The sequence below is a fragment of the Streptomyces sp. NPDC093568 genome (assembly GCF_044764945.1).
GTDB lineage: Bacteria > Actinomycetota > Actinomycetes > Streptomycetales > Streptomycetaceae > Streptomyces.
The window spans coordinates 178,335-196,046 of record NZ_JBIWJD010000003.1 but is presented as its reverse complement, the minus strand read 5'-3'; the positions used below and the strand labels follow the sequence as shown (position 1 = coordinate 196,046).

General features: G+C 71.6%; 18 protein-coding genes and 1 pseudogene. 3 read left to right on the top strand and 16 right to left on the bottom strand.

The window, feature by feature from the left end; translation table 11 throughout:
• Window positions 1-11 precede the first annotated feature (11 nt).
• Together ACIRD7_RS15010 and ACIRD7_RS15005 are read right to left on the bottom strand one after the other, a co-directional pair.
• Window positions 12-752, bottom strand: a complete 741-nt coding sequence (locus ACIRD7_RS15010) for a class I SAM-dependent methyltransferase (protein WP_403453247.1) — start codon at window positions 750-752, stop codon at window positions 12-14.
• A 5-nt stretch (window positions 753-757) separates the two neighbouring features.
• On the bottom strand, window positions 758-1,315 hold the full coding sequence (locus tag ACIRD7_RS15005; RefSeq protein WP_403453246.1) for a PadR family transcriptional regulator: 558 nt from the start codon (window positions 1,313-1,315) through the stop codon (window positions 758-760).
• Window positions 1,316-1,385: 70 nt separating this feature from the next.
• On the opposite strand from ACIRD7_RS15005, the gene ACIRD7_RS15000 reads away from it, so the two are divergent.
• A complete protein-coding gene (locus tag ACIRD7_RS15000) occupies window positions 1,386-1,784 on the top strand; it encodes a nuclear transport factor 2 family protein (RefSeq protein ID WP_403453245.1) in 399 nt (132 codons plus the stop codon).
• Window positions 1,785-1,812: 28 nt separating this feature from the next.
• Here the strand turns inward: ACIRD7_RS15000 and ACIRD7_RS14995 are convergent, their stop codons facing one another.
• Genes ACIRD7_RS14995 through ACIRD7_RS14985 form a run of 3 tightly spaced genes read right to left on the bottom strand, consistent with a single transcriptional unit; the run spans window position 1,813 to window position 4,156 of the window.
• Window positions 1,813-3,072: an RNA polymerase sigma factor gene (locus ACIRD7_RS14995; protein WP_403453244.1), complete on the bottom strand. Its 1,260-nt coding sequence runs from the start codon at window positions 3,070-3,072 to the stop codon at window positions 1,813-1,815.
• A 32-nt stretch (window positions 3,073-3,104) separates the two neighbouring features.
• Entirely contained in the window at window positions 3,105-3,446 is a 342-nt protein-coding gene (locus ACIRD7_RS14990) for a YciI family protein (protein ID WP_403453243.1), read from the bottom strand.
• Window positions 3,443-4,156 carry a YciI family protein gene (locus ACIRD7_RS14985; protein WP_403453242.1) on the bottom strand — a complete coding sequence of 238 codons (714 nt, stop codon included), beginning with the start codon at window positions 4,154-4,156 and terminating at the stop codon, window positions 3,443-3,445. The genes ACIRD7_RS14990 and ACIRD7_RS14985 overlap by 4 nt, the downstream gene beginning before the upstream one ends.
• Before the next feature lie 389 nt (window positions 4,157-4,545).
• On the opposite strand from ACIRD7_RS14985, the gene rho reads away from it, so the two are divergent.
• Together rho and ACIRD7_RS14975 are read left to right on the top strand one after the other, a co-directional pair.
• Complete coding sequence (rho, locus tag ACIRD7_RS14980) at window positions 4,546-5,682, top strand: transcription termination factor Rho (protein ID WP_403453241.1); 1,137 nt, start codon at window positions 4,546-4,548, stop codon at window positions 5,680-5,682.
• 91 nt (window positions 5,683-5,773) lie between these two features.
• Window positions 5,774-6,607 (top strand): annotated as a pseudogene (locus ACIRD7_RS14975) (D-alanyl-D-alanine carboxypeptidase family protein); the annotation flags it as partial.
• Between the two features lie 86 nt (window positions 6,608-6,693).
• On the opposite strand, the gene ACIRD7_RS14970 reads toward ACIRD7_RS14975, so the two are convergent.
• The 11 genes from ACIRD7_RS14970 to crcB (ACIRD7_RS14920) all read right to left on the bottom strand — a co-directional run bounded on the left by ACIRD7_RS14970 (window position 6,694) and on the right by crcB (ACIRD7_RS14920) (window position 17,691).
• On the bottom strand, window positions 6,694-8,046 hold the full coding sequence (locus tag ACIRD7_RS14970) for a glycosyltransferase 87 family protein (protein ID WP_403453240.1): 1,353 nt from the start codon (window positions 8,044-8,046) through the stop codon (window positions 6,694-6,696).
• Entirely contained in the window at window positions 8,043-9,437 is a 1,395-nt protein-coding gene (gene mptB, locus ACIRD7_RS14965; protein ID WP_403453239.1) for a polyprenol phosphomannose-dependent alpha 1,6 mannosyltransferase MptB, read from the bottom strand. The genes ACIRD7_RS14970 and mptB overlap by 4 nt, the downstream gene beginning before the upstream one ends.
• A 240-nt stretch (window positions 9,438-9,677) precedes the next feature.
• A complete protein-coding gene (locus ACIRD7_RS14960) occupies window positions 9,678-10,619 on the bottom strand; it encodes a glutaminase (protein WP_403453238.1) in 942 nt (313 codons plus the stop codon).
• 51 nt (window positions 10,620-10,670) lie between these two features.
• A complete protein-coding gene (gene aspA / locus ACIRD7_RS14955) occupies window positions 10,671-12,080 on the bottom strand; it encodes an aspartate ammonia-lyase (protein ID WP_403453237.1) in 1,410 nt (469 codons plus the stop codon).
• 118 nt (window positions 12,081-12,198) lie between these two features.
• Complete coding sequence (locus tag ACIRD7_RS14950; RefSeq protein WP_403453841.1) at window positions 12,199-13,215, bottom strand: asparaginase; 1,017 nt, start codon at window positions 13,213-13,215, stop codon at window positions 12,199-12,201.
• A 50-nt stretch (window positions 13,216-13,265) separates the two neighbouring features.
• The gene (locus ACIRD7_RS14945) at window positions 13,266-14,705 is read right to left on the bottom strand and encodes an amino acid permease (protein WP_403453236.1); all 1,440 of its coding nucleotides are present in this window, start codon (window positions 14,703-14,705) and stop codon (window positions 13,266-13,268) included.
• Window positions 14,702-15,379, bottom strand: coding sequence for a FadR/GntR family transcriptional regulator (locus tag ACIRD7_RS14940; protein WP_403453839.1), 678 nt, complete (start codon window positions 15,377-15,379; stop codon window positions 14,702-14,704). Before ACIRD7_RS14940 ends, ACIRD7_RS14945 begins: the two co-directional genes overlap by 4 nt.
• Before the next feature lie 167 nt (window positions 15,380-15,546).
• The gene (locus ACIRD7_RS14935) at window positions 15,547-16,386 is read right to left on the bottom strand and encodes an undecaprenyl-diphosphate phosphatase (protein WP_403453235.1); all 840 of its coding nucleotides are present in this window, start codon (window positions 16,384-16,386) and stop codon (window positions 15,547-15,549) included.
• Between the two features lie 95 nt (window positions 16,387-16,481).
• Window positions 16,482-16,856 carry a fluoride efflux transporter CrcB gene (crcB, locus tag ACIRD7_RS14930; RefSeq protein ID WP_403453234.1) on the bottom strand — a complete coding sequence of 125 codons (375 nt, stop codon included), beginning with the start codon at window positions 16,854-16,856 and terminating at the stop codon, window positions 16,482-16,484.
• Window positions 16,853-17,233, bottom strand: coding sequence for a DUF190 domain-containing protein (locus ACIRD7_RS14925; RefSeq protein ID WP_403453233.1), 381 nt, complete (start codon window positions 17,231-17,233; stop codon window positions 16,853-16,855). Before ACIRD7_RS14925 ends, crcB (ACIRD7_RS14930) begins: the two co-directional genes overlap by 4 nt.
• On the bottom strand, window positions 17,230-17,691 hold the full coding sequence (gene crcB / locus ACIRD7_RS14920) for a fluoride efflux transporter CrcB (protein WP_403453232.1): 462 nt from the start codon (window positions 17,689-17,691) through the stop codon (window positions 17,230-17,232). The genes ACIRD7_RS14925 and crcB (ACIRD7_RS14920) overlap by 4 nt, the downstream gene beginning before the upstream one ends.
• Window positions 17,692-17,712 lie beyond the last annotated feature (21 nt).

Below are 17,712 nucleotides of genomic sequence, written 5' to 3'. Positions count from 1 at the left end.
CGGGCGCGCGTCTAGTCCGGCCGTCGTGCCACGACCATCCGCACCTTCGGGCTGCCGTCCCGCCGCCGCCCGAACTCGGACAGGGCCCGCAGCTCCACCTGGAACCCGGCGCGAGCCAGCTCGCTTCGCACCTCGCCGAGCCGGAAGGCCCGGTAGTACATGACGAACTGCGGCCGCCACACGGCGTTGCGTACGCGCATCACCGCGTCGAAGCCCAGCAGCATCCAGTAGCCGGGGGACGCGGGAGGGGGAGGGGCGACGACGGGGAAGACGAAGCTCCCGCCGGGCCGCAGGACGGAGTGGACCTGGGCGAACAGCCCGGGCAGCTCCCGGGGCAGGAAGTGTCCGAACGCCCCGAAGCTCACCACGAGGTCGAAGGCGGGGGCGAAGGGCAGCGCACGGGCGTCGGCCCGCACCCAGTCGACGCGCGGCTCGCCCCGGCGCTCCTCCCCCGCCCCCGCCCGCCGCCGGGCCACGTCGAGCATGCCGGCGCTGAAGTCCACACCGGTGACACTGCGCCGGCACACCTCGGCCAGCACCTCGACGCCGGCACCCGTCCCGCAGCACAGGTCGAGCCCGTCCTCGTAGCCTCCGGTCCGGGCGAGTTCGGAGGTGACGGCGGCCAGTACCGAGTCCGGCGTGCGGAACGGCGTGTGGTCGAACTTGGGGGCGAGCAGGTCGTATCCGCGCTCGACGGACGACAGGGCCTGGACGGCGAGTTCACGCAGGGAGGGGCCTTCGGGGCCGAACATCGGCGTCACCCCTGAGCCACGCGCTGCTTCAGGACGGTCAGGACGAGCTCGCACCACCGCAGGATCTGCTCCTCGAAGGAGATCCCGGCCAGCAGCGTCAGATACGGCCCGACCCGGTCGGACTCGCGCAGGTACTCCTCCTCGGTCCGCCCGTCGAGCAGGCGCTCACGCACACGCTCGTAGCGGTCGAGCTTGCCGCGCGACCACGTCATGCGTTCCTCGACCAGGGCGCGGGTGGCCTCGGGATCCTCCATGGCCTGGAGCTTGATCAGGAGTTCGTCGCGGACGGCGGTGGGGCGGCGCGGCGGCTCGACGGCGAAGGCGCGCAGGTCCTCGCGGCCGGCCTCGGTGAGCGTGAACATCCGCTTGTTCGGCCGCCGTTCCTGCTGCACGAACCTGGCCTCGACGAGGCCGTCCTGTGCGAGGCGTTCCAGCTCCCGGTAGAGCTGCTGCGGGGTGGCGGGCCAGAAGTTGGCGAACGAGATGTCGAAGGCCTTGGACAGCTCGTAACCCGAGGCCTCGCCCTCCAGGAGAGCGGCCAGGACGGCGTACTTCAGGGACATGTGGACACGTTAACAGCAGGTGATTATTCTCATCCGCACCTACTCAACAAATTGACTATGAGGTGATCCGATGCGCGCGTTCCGTGAGGCGGTCGAGGCAGGCGACGCCGAGGCGATCGAGGCGTTGCTGGCGGAGGACGTCGTCTTCACCAGCCCGGCCGTGTACAAGCCGTACGCGGGCAAGGCGATCACGGCGGCGATCCTGCGCGGTGTCGTGCGGGTCTTCGAGGACTTCCGCTATGTGCGCGAGATCAACGACCCGGGCGGCCGGGATCACGCGCTGGTCTTCACCGCGCGGGTGGGCGACCGGCAGCTCACGGGCTGCGACTTCCTCCGGGTGAACGAGGACGGCCTGATCGAGGAGTTCATGGTCATGGTCCGTCCACTGTCGGGCTTGCAGGCGCTGGCCGAGGCGATGGGCGCGCAGTTCGAACAGATCGCGAAGGAGGCGGAGGCCCGGTCGGCCTGACGGACGCGCTCCGCCGGCCGAAGCGGCCCTACGCGGACCGGCACTGGGCGAGCCGCCGTTGCAGGAACCTCCGTTCCGCGTCGTTCTCGACCAGTTCCAGCGCCCGCCGGTAGGCCTCGGCCGCCTCCTGCGTACGGCCGCTGCGGCGCAGCAGATCGGCGCGGGTGGCGGGCAGCAGGTGATACCCGGCCAGCTCCCCTTCCCGCTCCAGTTCCGCGACCGCGGCGAGGCCCGCCTCCGTGCCCTCGGCCATCCCGACGGCCACCGCGCGGTTGAGGCGGACCACGGCGGAGGGCATCTGGCGGGTCAACTCGCCGTACAGAGCGGCGATGTCGGCCCAGTCGGTGTCGTCGGCGGTGGGCGCGTTGGTGTGGCAGGCAGCGATGGCGGCCTGGATCTGGTACGGCCCGGCGCGGCCGCGGCGCAGCGCGGTCTCCAGCAGTGCGGTGCCCTCGTCGGCCTTCGCCCGGTCCCAGGCCGTGCGGTCCTGGTCCTCCAGGGTCACCAGTTCGCCGGCCGCGTCGACCCGGGTGTCCTGGCGTGCATCGTGCAGCAGCAGGAGCGCCAGCAGACCGAGGACCTCGGGCTCGTCGGGCATGAGGCGGGCGAGGACGCGGGCCAGGCGGATCGCCTCCGCACAGAGGTTCCTGCGCACGAGATCGGCGCCGGCGGTGGCCGCGTACCCCTCGTTGAACAGCAGGTAGATCACGCCGAGCACGCCCGTCGTGCGCTCGGGCAGCAGGTGGGCGGGCGGGACCCGGTAGGGGATCCCGGCGTTGCGGATCTTCCGTTTGGCGCGCACCAGGCGCTGCGCCATGGTCGGTTCGGGGATGAGGAAGGCGCGGGCGATCTCCGGCGTGGTCAGGCCCGCGAGCGTGCGCAGGGTCAGGGCGACGCGCGCCTCGATGGGCAGCGCGGGATGGCAGCACGTGAAGATCAGCCGCAACCGGTCGTCGCGCACACCGCTGTCGTCGCCGTCGTCGTCGGGTCCGTACGACGACCGGTCCCGTCCCAGCACCGCCACCTCCCGGAGTTTCGCCGCCCCCACCGCCTCCCGGCGCAGTACGTCGAGGGCGCGGTTGCGAGCGGTCGTGGTCAGCCAGGCACCCGGCCGGCGCGGCACGCCGTCGCGCCGCCACCGGTCGAGGGCCTGGGCGAAGGCGTCCTGGGCGCATTCCTCGGCGAGGTCCCAGTCGCCGGTCACCCCGATGAGGGTGGCGACGACCTGACCCCATTCCTCGCGGAAGGCCTCGGCGACGGCCTCCTCGACGCCGTTCGTGTGGTTCATGGCCTTCGCGTCATTCGCAGCGTTCCTGTCGTTCACTCCCAGACCGGTCGTACTTCCACCGAGCCGCCGGCGAGGGCCGCGGGGTGCCGGGACGCGAGGGCGATGGCCTCGTCCAGGTCGGCGACCTCGATGATGTCGAGTCCGGCGACGTACTCCTTGGACTCCACGAAGGGGCCGTCGCTGAGCAGCACCTCGTCGCCCTGCACGCGCACGGTGGTGGCGTCGGTGTGCGGGCGCAGGCGGGCGCCGCCCTTGACGACGTCACGGCGGCGGACCTCGTCGATGTAGTCGGTGAAACGCGGATCCTCGGCGATCTCCGCGGGGCTGAGCTCCTCGCCGCCGACGGGGGTGCAGATGAACAGGACGTACTTCATGACCGCTCCTCGGTGTGGGCGGAGACGTGCTCGTGGGCGATCAGCCAGCGCAGGCCGACGTTGCGGTAGCCGGTGGTGATGTGCAGCAGGTCGTCGATCGGGGTGCCGTCCGCGCGGGTGGCGCGCAGGCGGACACGTGCCTGACCGAAGGCGATGCTCTCGTCGATGTGGACGCGGAAGTCCAGCACCTCGCGGGTGACGGGGCCGGTGACGTGGCCGAGCCCTTCCTCCATCGCCTTGCGCAGGGCGCCGAGCCCCCGGTGTTCCCGGCCGTCGCGGAACTCCACCGCGTCCGGTGTGTAGCAGGCGACCACGCGGTCGACGTCCCGCTCCCGCAGCGCCGAGGTCAGCTCGGCGTCGAGAGCGCGGATCGCCGCGTCGGCGTCCTCGTCCTCCCAGAACGGCCGCACCTCCATGGCCCCGACGGCCGCCACGGGATGCCGGGCCGCCGCCTCGACGGCCTCTTCCAAGGTGTCGCACTCGAGGACGTCGAACCCGGCGACGTACTCCTTCGTCTCCGCGAACGGGCCGTCGCTGCGCAGCACCTCGCCGTCGCGCACCCGCACGGTGACGGCCTCGGCGGGGGTGGCCAGCCGGTGCCCGTGCAGGCGTACGCGGCGGTCGCCCAGGCCTTCCACCCAGGGCTCGACGGGCGTCATGCCCGAGGCGTCGGCGGTGTCGTCACCGCAGACCAGCAGCATGTATTTCATGGGTCCTCCCGGTCCTCTTGAGCTTCCTACACCCCACCGACGAACCGCACCCCACGGAATCGACACCCGTGCGCGACGGAATAACGGAATAGGTGAGGGCGCCAAGGCGTTCTCACCGACGAATGGACCGCTCGCCACGCGCAGCCACGGCGTGGTACCGTCCAGTCAGCACTTGTGTACGCCCGTTCCAGGGCGCCGGTGCCAGTTCTCTCTCAGTCGCCGGACCACATTCCGGCTTCTCAAGCACCGTCTCGTGACCAGCGTTCATGCCGTGTCCGAGGTGCTGTTTCCCGCCGCCCGAAGGCGTTCCCACGGCCTTCCCGATGTCCGCGGCTCATCCCTTCCTTCCGCATGTCCCATGCCTTCCGTCCGTGAAAGGACCGACCACCATGACCACCACACTCGAACACCCCACAGTCCAGCAGGAGCCCAAGGCCCAGGCCGTCACCGGTGTCCTCGACATCGACGCGAGCGGGAAGGGGCACCTGCGCGCCGCGAACCTGCTGCCCTCGCCGTCCGACCCCCAGGTCTCCCCCGCGCTGATCCGCCGTCACGGCCTGCGCAAGGGCGACCAGGTCGACGGCGTGCGCGGCGACCGGCGCGCGCTCACCGAGGTCGCCCGCGTCAACGGGCGCGCCCCCGACCGCAATCGCCGCCACTTCGGCGACCTGACGCCGCTTCACCCGCGTGAGCGGATCCGGCTGGAGCACCCGGCGTCCGGTCTGACCGGCCGGGTCGCCGACCTGATCTCCCCCGTGGGCAAGGGCCAGCGCGGCCTGATCGTGGCCCCACCGAAGACCGGCAAGACGGTCCTTCTCCAGCAGATCGCCGCCGCCGTCGCCGGCAACCACCCCGAGTGCCGGCTGATGGTGGTGCTCCTCGACGAACGGCCCGAGGAAGTCACCGACATGCGGCGCTCGGTGCGCGGCGAGGTGTACGCCTCCACCTTCGACCGGGCGCCCAAGCAGCACATCGCGCTGGCCGAGCTCGTCATCGAACGGGCCAAGCGGCTCGTCGAGGCGGGCGAGGACGTCGTCATCCTGCTGGACTCCCTGACCCGGCTGTGCCGGGCGCACAACAACGCGGCCGCGTCCGGTGGCCGCACCCTGAGCGGCGGCGTCGACGCGGCCGCGCTGCACGGGCCGAAGCGGTTCTTCGGCGCCGCGCGTCTCGCCGAGGAGGGCGGTTCGCTCACCATCCTGGCCACGGCCCTGGTGGAGACCGGCTCCCGGGCCGACGACTACTTCTTCGAGGAGCTCAAGAGCACCGGCAACATGGAGCTGCGGCTGAGCCGGGACCTCGCCTTCCGCCGTGTCTTCCCCGCCGTCGACATCAACCCGTCCGGCACCCGGCGTGAGGAACTCCTGCTGGCCCCGGCCGAGTTGACCACCGTACGCGGGCTGCGCCGGGCCCTGCAGTCCCGGGACGGCCAGTCCAACCTGGAGACCCTCCTGGAGCGGATGCGGGAGACGCCCGACAACGCCACGTTCCTTCGCCGGATCCAGCCGACGCTGCCCGGCGAGTGACACACCGTCGGCATCGCCCGTCCGGGTGCCGACGCACGCCGACCGGCCCGGCCAGCGCGTCCCGGGACGGCTGCCTTCCTACGTTGACGGTATGAAGATCGGATTTACTACCCGCACTCTCGTGTCCAGCTGCGTGCTCTGCGCGGCCGGACTGCTGGCCCTCGCGCCGGCCACCGCGGCCGCCCGCAGCGGGCACGACCCCGACACGTCCGGCGAGCCCCGGGCGGCATCCACCCCGGCGCCCGCGCTGCTGTACCGGTCCGGCACCCACGTACGGCCGCTGCCCGGCGCCCCCCTGGTCCCGCGGGTCTCCGCGCTGTCGTGGCTGGTGGCCGACGCCGACTCGGGGGAGGTGCTCGCGGCGTACGACGCGCACCGCAGGCTGCCGCCCGCCAGCACCCTGAAGACGCTGTTCGCGCTCACCCTGCTGCCGAGCCTGCCCGCCGGCGTCCCGCACACCGTGCGCCAGGAGGAGCTGGCCGGGATCGGGCCGGGCAGCAGCATGGTCGGCGTCGCCGAGGGACGTACGTACCGGATCGCCGATCTGTGGCGCGGGGTGTTCCTCAGCTCCGGCAACGACGCCGTGCGGGTGCTGGCCTCGCTGAACGGGGGCTGGCGTGCCACGGCCGGCCGGATGCAGGACAAGGCACGTGCGCTGGGCGCCCTCGACACCCGGGTGATGTCGCCGGACGGGTACGACACGCCCGGCCAGGTGTCGTCGGCGTACGACCTTGCGGTGTTCGGCCGGGCGGGGCTGCGCAACGCGGAGTTCGCGCGGTACTGCGGCACCGCGGTGGCGATGTTCCCGGCGGGCGGCTGGTCGTACCCGATCCGCAACACCAACCGGCTGCTCACCGGCGCCGACGGCGTGACCCGCTATCCCGGGATCATCGGCATCAAGAACGGCTACACCAGCGAGGCGGGCAACACGCTCGTCGCCGCCGCCCGCCGGGGCGATCGCACCCTCGTCGTGACGGTGCTCAATCCCCGGGCGGGCGGCGGGCACGCCGTCTACGAGGAGGCCGGGGAGCTGCTCGACTGGGGGTTCGGCGCGGCCGGGCGGGTCGAGCCGGTGGGGTCGCTCGACGGCTTGCGGGCCAGGCCGAGCCCGGGACCCGAGACGGTGCCCGTCGTGGCGGCGGTGACCCCCGAGGGCGAGCCGGGCTGGGCCGAGGCCTGCGCGATCGCGGGCGCCGCCGGGGTGGGGGCCGGTGCCGTGTCGCTGGTGACGCGCGGCAGGGTCGGGCGGTCGGCGCCGAGCTGACCGACCGGCAACCGGAGCAGCAGGCCGAGCGTGATCCAGGCGTAGGTGTTGCTGCCGAGGAAGCCGTCGACGCCGGACGCGTCGTCGAACCACAGCCACACCACGCTGGTGCACAGCAGCGCGTACAGGACGCCCGCGACCCGCCTGTGTCCGTCGCGTACGAGGACGGCGAAGGACGGCAGCAGCCACACCAGGTGGTGGACCCAGGTGATCGGGCTGACCAGGCACGCGGTCAGCCCGGTGAGGGCGAATGCCGCCGTCCAGTCGCCGGCCGCCACGGCGCGGCGGGTGCGTGCCACCCAGACACCCAGGACCAGCAGCACCACCACCGCCCAGACCGCGCGGCTCTCCACGTCCAGCCGGGCCAGGACGCCTTGCAGCGACTGGTTGGAGACGTAGTCGAGGCGGCCCACCCGGGTGGTGTCCCACATCGCGTGCGTCCAGTAGAAGCGGGACGCCTCGGGCGCCACCCACGCCGCCACCGCCGTCGCCGCGGCCGCGACGGCCGTCGCCATGCCCGCTGCCCGCCAGCGCCGGGCCACCAGCAGCAGGCCGATGAACGCGGCGGGCGTCAGCTTGATCGCGGCGGCCAGACCGATGCCGACGCCCGCCCAGCGCGTGCGGCCCGTCGACAGCAGCCGGCAGTCGAGAAGCACCAGAGCCAGCAGCAGGATGTTCACCTGGCCGAAGCTGAAGGTGTCCCGCAGCGGTTCGAACAGGGCGAGCCCGCACACGGCCAGCGCACAGCCGTACCAGCCGTACCGCCGCCAGGCCCGGCCGGCCAGCACACGCAGCACGAAGACGAGCGCCGCCAGGTTGAGCAGCAGTGCCACCGCGATGGCCGCGTGCAGCCCCAGCAGGGCCATGGGCAGCATCGCAACGGCGGCGAAGGGCGGGTAGGTGAAGCCGTACGTGGTGCCGGGCACCCGGTAGTCGTAGATACGGCCGCCGTGGTGGACCCAGCTGTCGACGGTGCCGTAGTAGACGCGCAGGTCGAACCAGTCGCGCAGCAGCGGCACGGTGGCGGTGAAGACGGTCACGGCGGCGGCGAGCACGAGGACGAGCGCGAGCCGCCCGCGGTCGGTGCGGGGCAGGTTCATGCGGTGCGCTCCAACGCCGGGGCCTGCGCGGCCATGTGTGCCTGCCACAGGACGACCACGGCGAGCACGCCGCCGGAGACCGCCAGCAGCAGCTGGCCGGCGTCCGCGGCGCCGCCGCTGGGCAGTACCGCGAGCGCGAGCACTCCGGTGAGGGCGGCCACGCGGTGCCGTACCGAGGTACTGGGGGCCGCGGCGGCTATGAGGAAAAGGCCCCACAGGGCGTACCAGGGGCGGATCGCCGGTCCGAAGGCGGCGACGGCCGCCAGGCTCAGGCCCAGCGCGTAAACCGGGCGCGGACGCCAGCGCCACCATATGAGGAGCACCAGGACCGCGGTGAGGACCAGGCCGAAGGCGTGCCACACGGGCACGGCCAGCGGTGCGAGGTCACTGCCGGCCTGCTCCAGGAGCGAGCCGGTGGCCCGGCCGAGCAGGCTGGTGAGTGCCCAGTTCTGCGAGGAGACCGGGGTGTCCAGGGCGCCTATCCAGCCGTATCCGGTGCCTGCCACGGCCGTGGCGGCGACCGTGGTGGCCGCGGCCGCGGCGGCGGTGGTCACTATGGCCTTCGCCGGGTGGTGGCCGGAGCGCATCCGGAGCAGGACGACGGCGACGAGGCCGAGGGCGGCGGGCGCCTTGACCAGCGCGGCGAGTGTGACGAGTACGGCGCCGAGGACGGGCCACCGGCCGAGCGCCGCGACCAGACCGGCGCCCAGCAGGCCCAGCATGATGGCGTCGTTGTGGGCGCCCGCGACCAGGTGCAGCAGCACCAGCGGGTTCAGCGCGCCCAGCCACAGCGCGGCCGCCGGCTCGGCTCCGCTGTGCCGGGCCAGTCGCGGCAGCGCGGCCGCCATCAGCCCCACGCCGAGCAGCGCTATCAGCCGCATGCCGAGGAGTCCCGCGGGCAGTTCGCCTCGGGTCGCGCCGGACAGCACGGAGGCGACGCCCATGAACACCGGGCCGTAGGGGGCCGCGGTGTGCCGCCACAGCGGGGCGACCTCGTCGGCGAGGGGGCCGCCGAGGTGGGCGGGGCCGTAGGCGTACACGTCGATGTGCGCGTCGACCATGGCGCCCTGGGCCAGGTAGCTGTACACGTCCCGGCTGAACAGCGGAGGCGCGATCAAGAGCGGGGTGGCCCAGACGGCCAGGACGAGCAGCAGGGCCCGCGGCGTCGGCGGGTCGGCGCTGCGCACGAGCCGGCCCAGCAGCAGCCACGCCGCTATCAGCAGGACGACGCCGAAGTACACACCGACCAGGCCGAGGGCCGCGTGGACCGAACTCGGGGCCAGGAGTTCCCGGACCGGCAGCGCGCCGGACGTCTCACCGCCCAGGGCAAGGAAGGCGGTGCCGGCCAGACCGAGTATCTGGCAGCGGCGGAGATCGACGGGGAAAGCCATGGCCAACACTCGGTCAGCGTGTCAACGCCGGGTGGCCGGTAGTTGACGCGGTTCCCTCCGGTGGGAAGCCGGGGTATGACGGGCCGGTGATCGATTGTGGCCGTTCGTCGAGGATGCGACGCGTCTGCCTGGTGCGCAGGATCGCAGGCCGCGGGTCCGTTGTGGCTTGTCGCGCCCACGCGGCGGTAGCCGCAGACCGACCACGCCCCGCGCCCCTGAAGGGGCACCTCAGTGCCCCCTCTAGAACACGGACAGGCCCGTCAGGGTTGTAAATCTGTCCAGGGCTGCCACCCCAGCCACCGAATTGCCCCGTTCATCCAAACCCGGGCTCCAGACGCACAGCGTGCAGCGGCCCGGTACCACCGCGATGATTCCGCCGCCCACGCCGCTCTTGCCGGGCAGACCCACCCGATACGCGAAGTCGCCCGCAGCGTCATATGTGCCGCACGTCAGCATGACGGCGTTGATCTGCTTGGCCTGGCTGCGGGTGAGCAGGCGCGTGCCGTCGGCCCGGACGCCGTGGCGGGCGAGGAAGGAGGTGGCCAGGGCCAGGTCGGCGCAGGACGCCTTGATGGAGCACTGGCGGAAGTACTGGTCGAGCAGGGCCGGGACGGGGTTGTCGATGTTGCCGTAGGAGGCCATGAAGTGGCCGAGGGCGGCGTTGCGGTCGCCGTGCGCCGACTCCGAGGCGGCGACGTCCTTGTCGAAGTCCAGGGCCGGGTTGCCGCTCTCGGCACGCAGGAAGGCGAGGAGTTCGCCGGCCGCGTCGCCGCTGCGGGTCTGGAGGCGGTCGGTGACGACGAGGGCGCCCGCGTTGATGAACGGGTTGCGCGGGATGCCGTTCTCGTACTCCAGCTGGACCAGGGAGTTGAAGGGGTTGCCGGAGGGCTCGCGGCCCACGTGCTCCCAGAGTTCGTCGCCCTCGCGGGCCAGGTCGAGCGCGAGGGTGAAGACCTTGGTGATGGACTGCGTGGAGAACGGCTCGCGCCAGTCCCCCACGCCGTACACCGTGCCGTCGAGTTCGGCGACGGCCATGCCGAAGCTGCGGGGGTCGCAGGCCGCGAGCGCCGGGATGTAGTCGGCGGGCCGGCCGCGGCCGGGGGTCCGCTCGATCTCCTCCGCGATGCGCTCCAGGATCGGCTGGAAGGTCAGTGACGACGTTGACGCTGCCATGATCACCATTGTGCCTCCCAGCCGCTCCCGGCGCGCCCGCGCCGTCGGTGTTCGTCCAGGTCAGACCAGGGCCTGACCGCTGCCCGCCACGACCTCCGGGCGCAGCAGGTCGGCCAGGGTCTCGGCGGGCAACAGGCCCTTCTCCAGGACCAGTTCGGCCACGCCGCGGCCGCTGGCGAGGGCCTCCTTGGCGATGTCGGTCGCGGCCGTGTACCCGATGTGCGGGTTGAGGGCGGTGACCAGCCCGATGGAGTTCTCCACGGTCCGGCGCAGTGTCTCGGTGTTGGCGGTGATGCCGACCACGCAGCGCTCGGCGAGCGTCACGCAGGCGTTGCGCAGGTGCGTGATGCTCTCGGAGAGGGAGTGCAGGATGACCGGCTCGAAGGCGTTGAGCTGGAGCTGCCCGGCCTCGGCGGCCATGGTGATGGCGACGTCGTTGCCGATGACCTCGAAGGCGACCTGGTTGACGACCTCGGGGATCACCGGGTTGACCTTGCCGGGCATGATCGACGAACCGGCCTGCACCGGCGGCAGGTTGATCTCGCCGAGCCCCGCGCGGGGGCCGGAGGACAGCAGCCGCAGGTCGTTGCAGCTCTTGCTGAGCTTGACGGCGATGCGCTTGAGCACACCGGACATCTGCACGAACGCCCCGCAGTCCTGCGTGGCCTCGACCAGGTTCGCCGCCGTGACCAGCGGCAGCCCGGTGATCGCGGCGAGGTGGCGGCGGGCGGCCTCCGCGTATCCGGCCGGGGCGTTGAGGCCGGTGCCGATGGCCGTCGCACCGAGGTTGATCTCGTGGATCAGCTCGACGGCCTCGGCGAGCCGGGCCCGGTCCTCGTCGAGCATGACGGCGTACGCGGAGAACTCCTGCCCCAGCGTCATCGGCACGGCGTCCTGCAACTGCGTACGGCCCATCTTGAGCACATCGCGGAACTCGACGGCCTTGCGGGCGAACGCGTCCTGGAGGACGGCCATCGCCTTGAGCAGCCCGCGCACCGCGAACACCGTCGCGATCTTGACGGCGGTCGGGTAGACGTCGTTGGTCGACTGACCGAGGTTGACGTCCTCGTTGGGGTGCAGGTAGGCGTACTGCCCCTTCTCGTGGCCCAGCAGCTCCAACGCCCGGTTGGCGACGACCTCGTTGGCGTTCATGTTGGTCGAGGTGCCGGCGCCGCCCTGGATGACGTCCACGACGAACTGGTCGTGCAGCTCACCGGAGCGGATCTCCCGGCACGCGGCGACGATCGCGGCTGCCTTCTTCGGCTCCAGCAGCCCGAGCTCCTCGTTGGCGAGGGCGGCGGCCTCCTTCACGGCTGCGAGGGCGTCGATCAGGTGCGGGTAGGCGGAGATCGGCGTGCCGGTGATGGCGAAGTTCTCGGTGGCACGCAGGGTGTGCACACCCCAGTAGGCGTCGGCGGGTACATCACGGTCGCCGAGCAGGTCGTGCTCGCTGCGGGTGACGGCGTTCATGGCGAAGCGGTTCTTCTTTCAGAGAAGGTGAGGGACGGCGCCCCTGAAAGGGGCGCGGGGAACTGCGCGACAAGCCACGTACAACCCGCGGCCGCCGGACATGGGTCGGGGCACGTCCTCAGGCGCAGGCCGAGACGACGACCGGCTCCAGCGAACGGACGGGCCGTACACACCCGACCTCTCGCCCACCGCCCAGAAGCGCCTCACCCCGGAACTCGGTGAGCAACTCGGGATCGACACCGGCGAAAGCGAGCGCCGCCGCGGCGACCGGCACGCGCGCCCGGTTCGCTCCGTCGGCGATCTTCACGGCGACGGCCCGCCCGTCCGGCAGCGCGGCGACCTGCACGCCCTCGAACCCGTCCTTGGAGAGCAGCCCCGGCACGGCCCGCATCAGCGCGGCCACGTCCCGCCCGGAGCCGGACGCCATCTCCGCGTGCTCCCGCATCGCGTCCGCGACCCGCGCCTCCGGCGTACCCGGCACCGCGCTGGTGATACGGGCGCCAGCGCGGGCCAGGCCGTGCAAGGACACGGAGAACAAGGGAGCGCCGCACCCGTCGACGGTCACCCGCGCGATCCGCTGCCCGGTCAGGTCCTCCACGATCTCGGCGATCGCCTGTTGCAGGGGGTGCCCGGGGTCGAGGTAGTCCTCCAGGGACCAGCCGTTGAGCCGGCAGGTGTACAGCATGGCCGCGTGCTTGCCGGAGCAGTTCTGGGCGAGCCGGGAGGGCGCACGGCCCTCCCGCACCCAGACGTCCCGGACGACCGGGTCGTACGGCATGTCCGGGACGTTGCGCAGGTGGTCCTCGGTGAGCCCGGCGAGTTCGAGGATGCGCCGGGTGCCGGCGAGGTGGCGTTCCTCGCCGGAGTGGCTCGCCGCGGTGAGCGAGAGCAGCTCGCCGTCGAGCGGGAGCCCGGCCCGCGCCATGGCGACGGCCTGGAGGGGCTTGAGCGCCGAGCGCGGGTAGAAGGCGGCCTCGATGTCACCGAGTTGGAACCGGACCTCGCCGTCGCCACCGAGGACGACGACGGAGCCGTAGTGGATGCCTTCGATCATTCCGCCGCGTATGAGGTGGGCGACGGGTGCGTGGAGGGGTTCGCGGACAAGGGGTGCGTCCGCTGTCGAGCTGGTGTACATCACTGCCTGGTTGTCGTGGGTCGATGAGGGGTCGTCGACCGACTCGGGTCTCACGTGTCGGCCTTGGCGGGGGTGCGCCCGGCCCGGCTGCGGATGGCGTACCAGCCCGCGACCAGCGCCCCGGCGATCAGCGGCAGGCACAGCACGGTGGTGCGGCCGGCGCCTCCGTCGGCGTACATGAGGACCAGGACGGAGGCGAGGAACGCCAGCGTCACGAGTTCGGTCCAGGGGGAGCCCGGCAGTCGGTAGCCGGGGCGGGTGAGTTCGCCCTTCTGGGTCTTCTGCCAGAAGAGCAGGTGACAGATCATGATCATGCCCCAGGTGGACAGGATGCCGATCGCGGCGAAGTTCAGCACGATCTCGAACGCCTCGGCGGGCACGACGAAGTTGAGTCCGACGCCCAGGACGCAGATACCGCTGGTCAGCAGGATGCCGCCGTACGGGACCTGGCTGCGGCTCATCACCGAGGTGAACTTCGGGGCGGAGCCCGACATCGCCATGGAGCGCAGGATGCGGCCGGTGGAGTACAGGCCGGAGTTGAGCGAGGACATGGCCGCGGTGAGCACGACGAGGTTCATGATGCCGCCGGCCGCGGGGACGCCGATGTTGGAGAGCACGGTGACGAAGGGGCTCTCGCCCGCCTTGTACGAGGACCAGGGCAGCAGCATCGACAGGAGGATGACGGAGCCGACGTAGAACAGGCCGACGCGCCACATGATCGAGTTGATCGCCTTCGGCATGATCTTCTCGGGGTTCTCGGTCTCACCGGCGGCGACGCCGACCAGTTCGACGGAGGCGTAGGCGAAGACGACGCCCTGGACGATGAGCAGCATCGGGAGCAGGCCGTTGGGGAAGACGCCGCCGTTGTCGGTGATCAGGGACGGGCCGGGGGTGTGGCCGTCCACGGGTTGCTGGGTGACCAGCAGGAAGATGCCGATCAGCATGAAGACGACGAGCGCGCCGACCTTGATGATCGCGAACCAGAACTCCAGTTCGCCGAAGAACTTCACCGAGATCAGGTTCACGGTGAGGACGACGGCCAGGGCTATCAGCGCGATCACCCACTGCGGGATGTCGGAGAACATGCCCCAGTAGTGGGTGTAGGTGGCGACCGCGGTGATGTCGGCGATGCCGGTGGTCGCCCAGTTCAGGAAGTACATCCAGCCGGCCGTGTACGCGCCCTTCTCCCCCATGAACTCCCGGGCGTACGACACGAAGGCGCCGGAGGAGGGCCGGTACAGGACGAGTTCGCCGAGGGCGCGGACCACGAGGAAGGCGAAGACGCCGCAGACCGCGTAGGCGATGAACAGGGACGGGCCGGCATCGGCGAGCCGGCCGCCGGCGCCGAGGAACAGGCCGGTGCCGATGGCTCCGCCGATGGCGATCATGTTGACGTGCCGGGCCTTCAGCGACTTGCTGTAGCCGTGGTCTCCGGCGTCGACATGGTCGGAACGTTTCTGCACGCCCTCGTGCAGGGACTGCTCACTCACGCCTCGGGTCCGCCTTCCGTGGTGCTGTCCGTGCGCTCGGGGCGCACGATGTCGGTGAGGGTGGTCTCGACGCGGTCCAGGTGGTGGGCCATGGCGTCGGTCGCGTCGAGTTCGGAACCGTCGATCAGCGCCTCGACGATGGCCCGGTGCTCGCGGTTGGACTGCTCGCGGCGACCGCCCAGCTCGTTGAGGAACGCCGACTGACGCGCCAGTGCGTCGCGGATCTCCTCGATGACCCGGCGGAACACCGGGTTCTGGGCGGCCTCGGCCACGGCCAGGTGGAAGAGGGAGTCCATCGCGACCCACGCGGTGGTGTCCGTCTCCCGTTCCATACGGTCGAGCAGATGGGCCAGGTGGTCGAGGTTCTCCGGGGTGCGGCGCAGCGCCGCGTACCCGGCGACCGGGATCTCGACATGGCGGCGCACCTCCAGCAGGTCGCTCGCCGAGTAGTCGCCGAAGGTGGGGTCCTCGACGGTGTTGGCGACGACGAAGGTGCCCTTGCCGGTCTTGGAGACGGTCAGGCCCATCGTCTGCAGGGCCCGCAGGGCCTCGCGCAGGACGGGCCTGCTGATCTCCAGGGTGCGGCACAGCTCCGCCTCGGAGGGGAGCTTGTCGCCCACGGCGTACTCGCCGCGCTCGATGGCGCCGCGCAGGTGCGCCAGCACCGCCTCCATGGCGCTGATGCGGCGTGGAGGCTGTCCGGCTGTCCGGCTGTCTGACAGGTTCACGGGAGTGATACTCCGGGTGAGCCGTGGGTGGTGTCAAGGGATGCGAAGGGAGAGATTCACTGAGAGATTCACCGGGCGTGACGGTGGAAAGCCGGCATCACGCCCGGCCCGGGTCAGCTGTTGATCACTCCCGCGCCCAGCAGCCCGAAGAGCAGCAGGCCCACGACGATCCGGTAGATCACGAAGGCGTTGAAGGAGTGCTTGGCGACGAACCTGAGCAGCCAGGCGATGGAGGCGTAGGCGACGACGAAGGAGACGGCGGTGCCGACGGCCAGCGGCAGCGCGCCGGTGCCTGTCGTGCCGAGGGCGTCCTTCAGCTCGTAGACGCCGGCGCCGGTCAGGGCCGGGATGCCGAGGAAGAAGGAGAGGCGGGTGGCGGCGAGGCGGTCCAGGTCGAGCAGCAGCGCCGTGGACATCGTGGCGCCGGAGCGCGAGAAGCCCGGGAAGAGCAGGGCGAGGATCTGGGAGCTGCCGACGAGCATCGCGTCCTTGAAGGAGGTGTCGTCCTCCCCTCGCTTGTGCCGCCCCACCTGGTCCGCCGCCCACATCACGCCGCTGCCGACGATCAGCGAGCCCGCGACCACCCACAGGGAGGCGAGCGGTCCCTGGATGAGCGGCTTGGCGGCCAGGCCCACGGCGACGATCGGGATCGTCGCGTAGATCACCCACCAGGCGAACTTGTAGTCGTGGTGGTAGCGCTCCTCCTTGTCCCGCAGCCCGCGCACCCAGGCGGTGAGGATCCGCACGATGTCCTTGAAGAAGTACACGAGGACGGCGGCGATGGCGCCGACCTGGATGACGGCCGAGAACCCGACGACCGCGTCGTCGTCGACGGGGATGCCCATCAGCCCTTCGGCGATCTTCAGATGGCCGGTCGAGGAGACGGGCAGGAACTCGGTCACCCCCTCGACGGCTCCGAGGACGACGGCCTGACCGACGCTGATGGCGCTCATGGGATCCAGTTCCGGGGGTCGGCGGGACGGGTGGTGCGCACTGTCCTACCAGGTGCGGGTGTGACTGTGGCGCCGTCGACACCGTGGCGGCCGGGCTACGACCACACCGACTGGGCGATCCACACCCCCAGGAAGGCCGCCCCGAGGCCCGCGATCACGCTCCCCACGACGTTCCCGAGGGCGTAGAGCCCGGCTCCCGTCTCGGTGAGCCGCAGGGTCTCGTAGGAGAAGGTCGAGTAGGTGGTCAGGGCGCCGCACAGCCCGGTGCCGAGCAGGAGCTGGAGGTGGGAGCTCGCGGCGCCGGCACTCGCGGCGCCGGTCAGCAGGCCGAGGATCAGGCAGCCGGTGACGTTGACGACGAAGGTGCCCCAGGGGAACACCGAGTCGTGCCGGGTCTGGACCGCGCGGTCGGTGAGGTAGCGCAGGGGAGCGCCGACGGCTGCGCCCGCGATCACCAGGAGCCAGTTCACGGTGACTTCTTACCTTCCCTGTCCGATGCGCCGGGAGTGTCGGAGCGGCGGGGGTACCGGACGACCTCGCAGGCGTCGAGGGTGACGAGACCCTCGGTGACGAGTCCGTCGAGCTGCGGGAGGAAGGCCCTTACGCGCTCCTCGCTGTCGACGACCACCACCGCGACCGGCAGGTCCTCGCTCAGCGACAGCAGCCGTGAGGTGTGGATCAGCGAGGACGCTCCGAAGCCCTCGATGCCCCGGAAGACGCTGGCGCCCGCGAGGCCCGCCGCGTGGGCGCGGTGCACGATCTCCGCGTACAGAGGCTTGTGATGCCAGGTGTCGTGCTCGCCGACGAGAACGGTCAGGCGCAGGGCCCGGCCGGCGGGTCCGGTCATGACTGCCTCCGCTTCAGGACGCGGCGGGTGGCCGCTGCCGCGAGCCAGACCGCCGTGAGTGCCGTGATCAGGGTGCATGCGAGGTACGCCAGGGCGATGCGGGGGTGCCCGTGGTCCACCAGTCTCTGGATGTCCACGGCGTAGGTGGAGAAGGTGGTGAAGCCGCCGAGCACTCCGGTGCCGAAGAAGGGGCGGACGAGGCGGTGGGCGGCCCACACGTCGGTGATGACCACCATGAACACGCCGATCACGGCGCAGCCGACGACATTGGTCCAGAAGGTCGCCCAGGGGAAGCCGCCCGGCTGGAGGGGCCACCACAGGGTGAGCGCGTACCGGGCCACGGCACCGACGGCTCCGCCGGCCGCGACCACCGCGACGACCGGCGCCTGGGTCCGCCAGGCCGGCGGCGGCGCGGTGCCGGCCGGGGCGCGGAGGTTCTCGGTGTCCGGAGCTGTCATGGTCGTACGTCTCCTACTCGC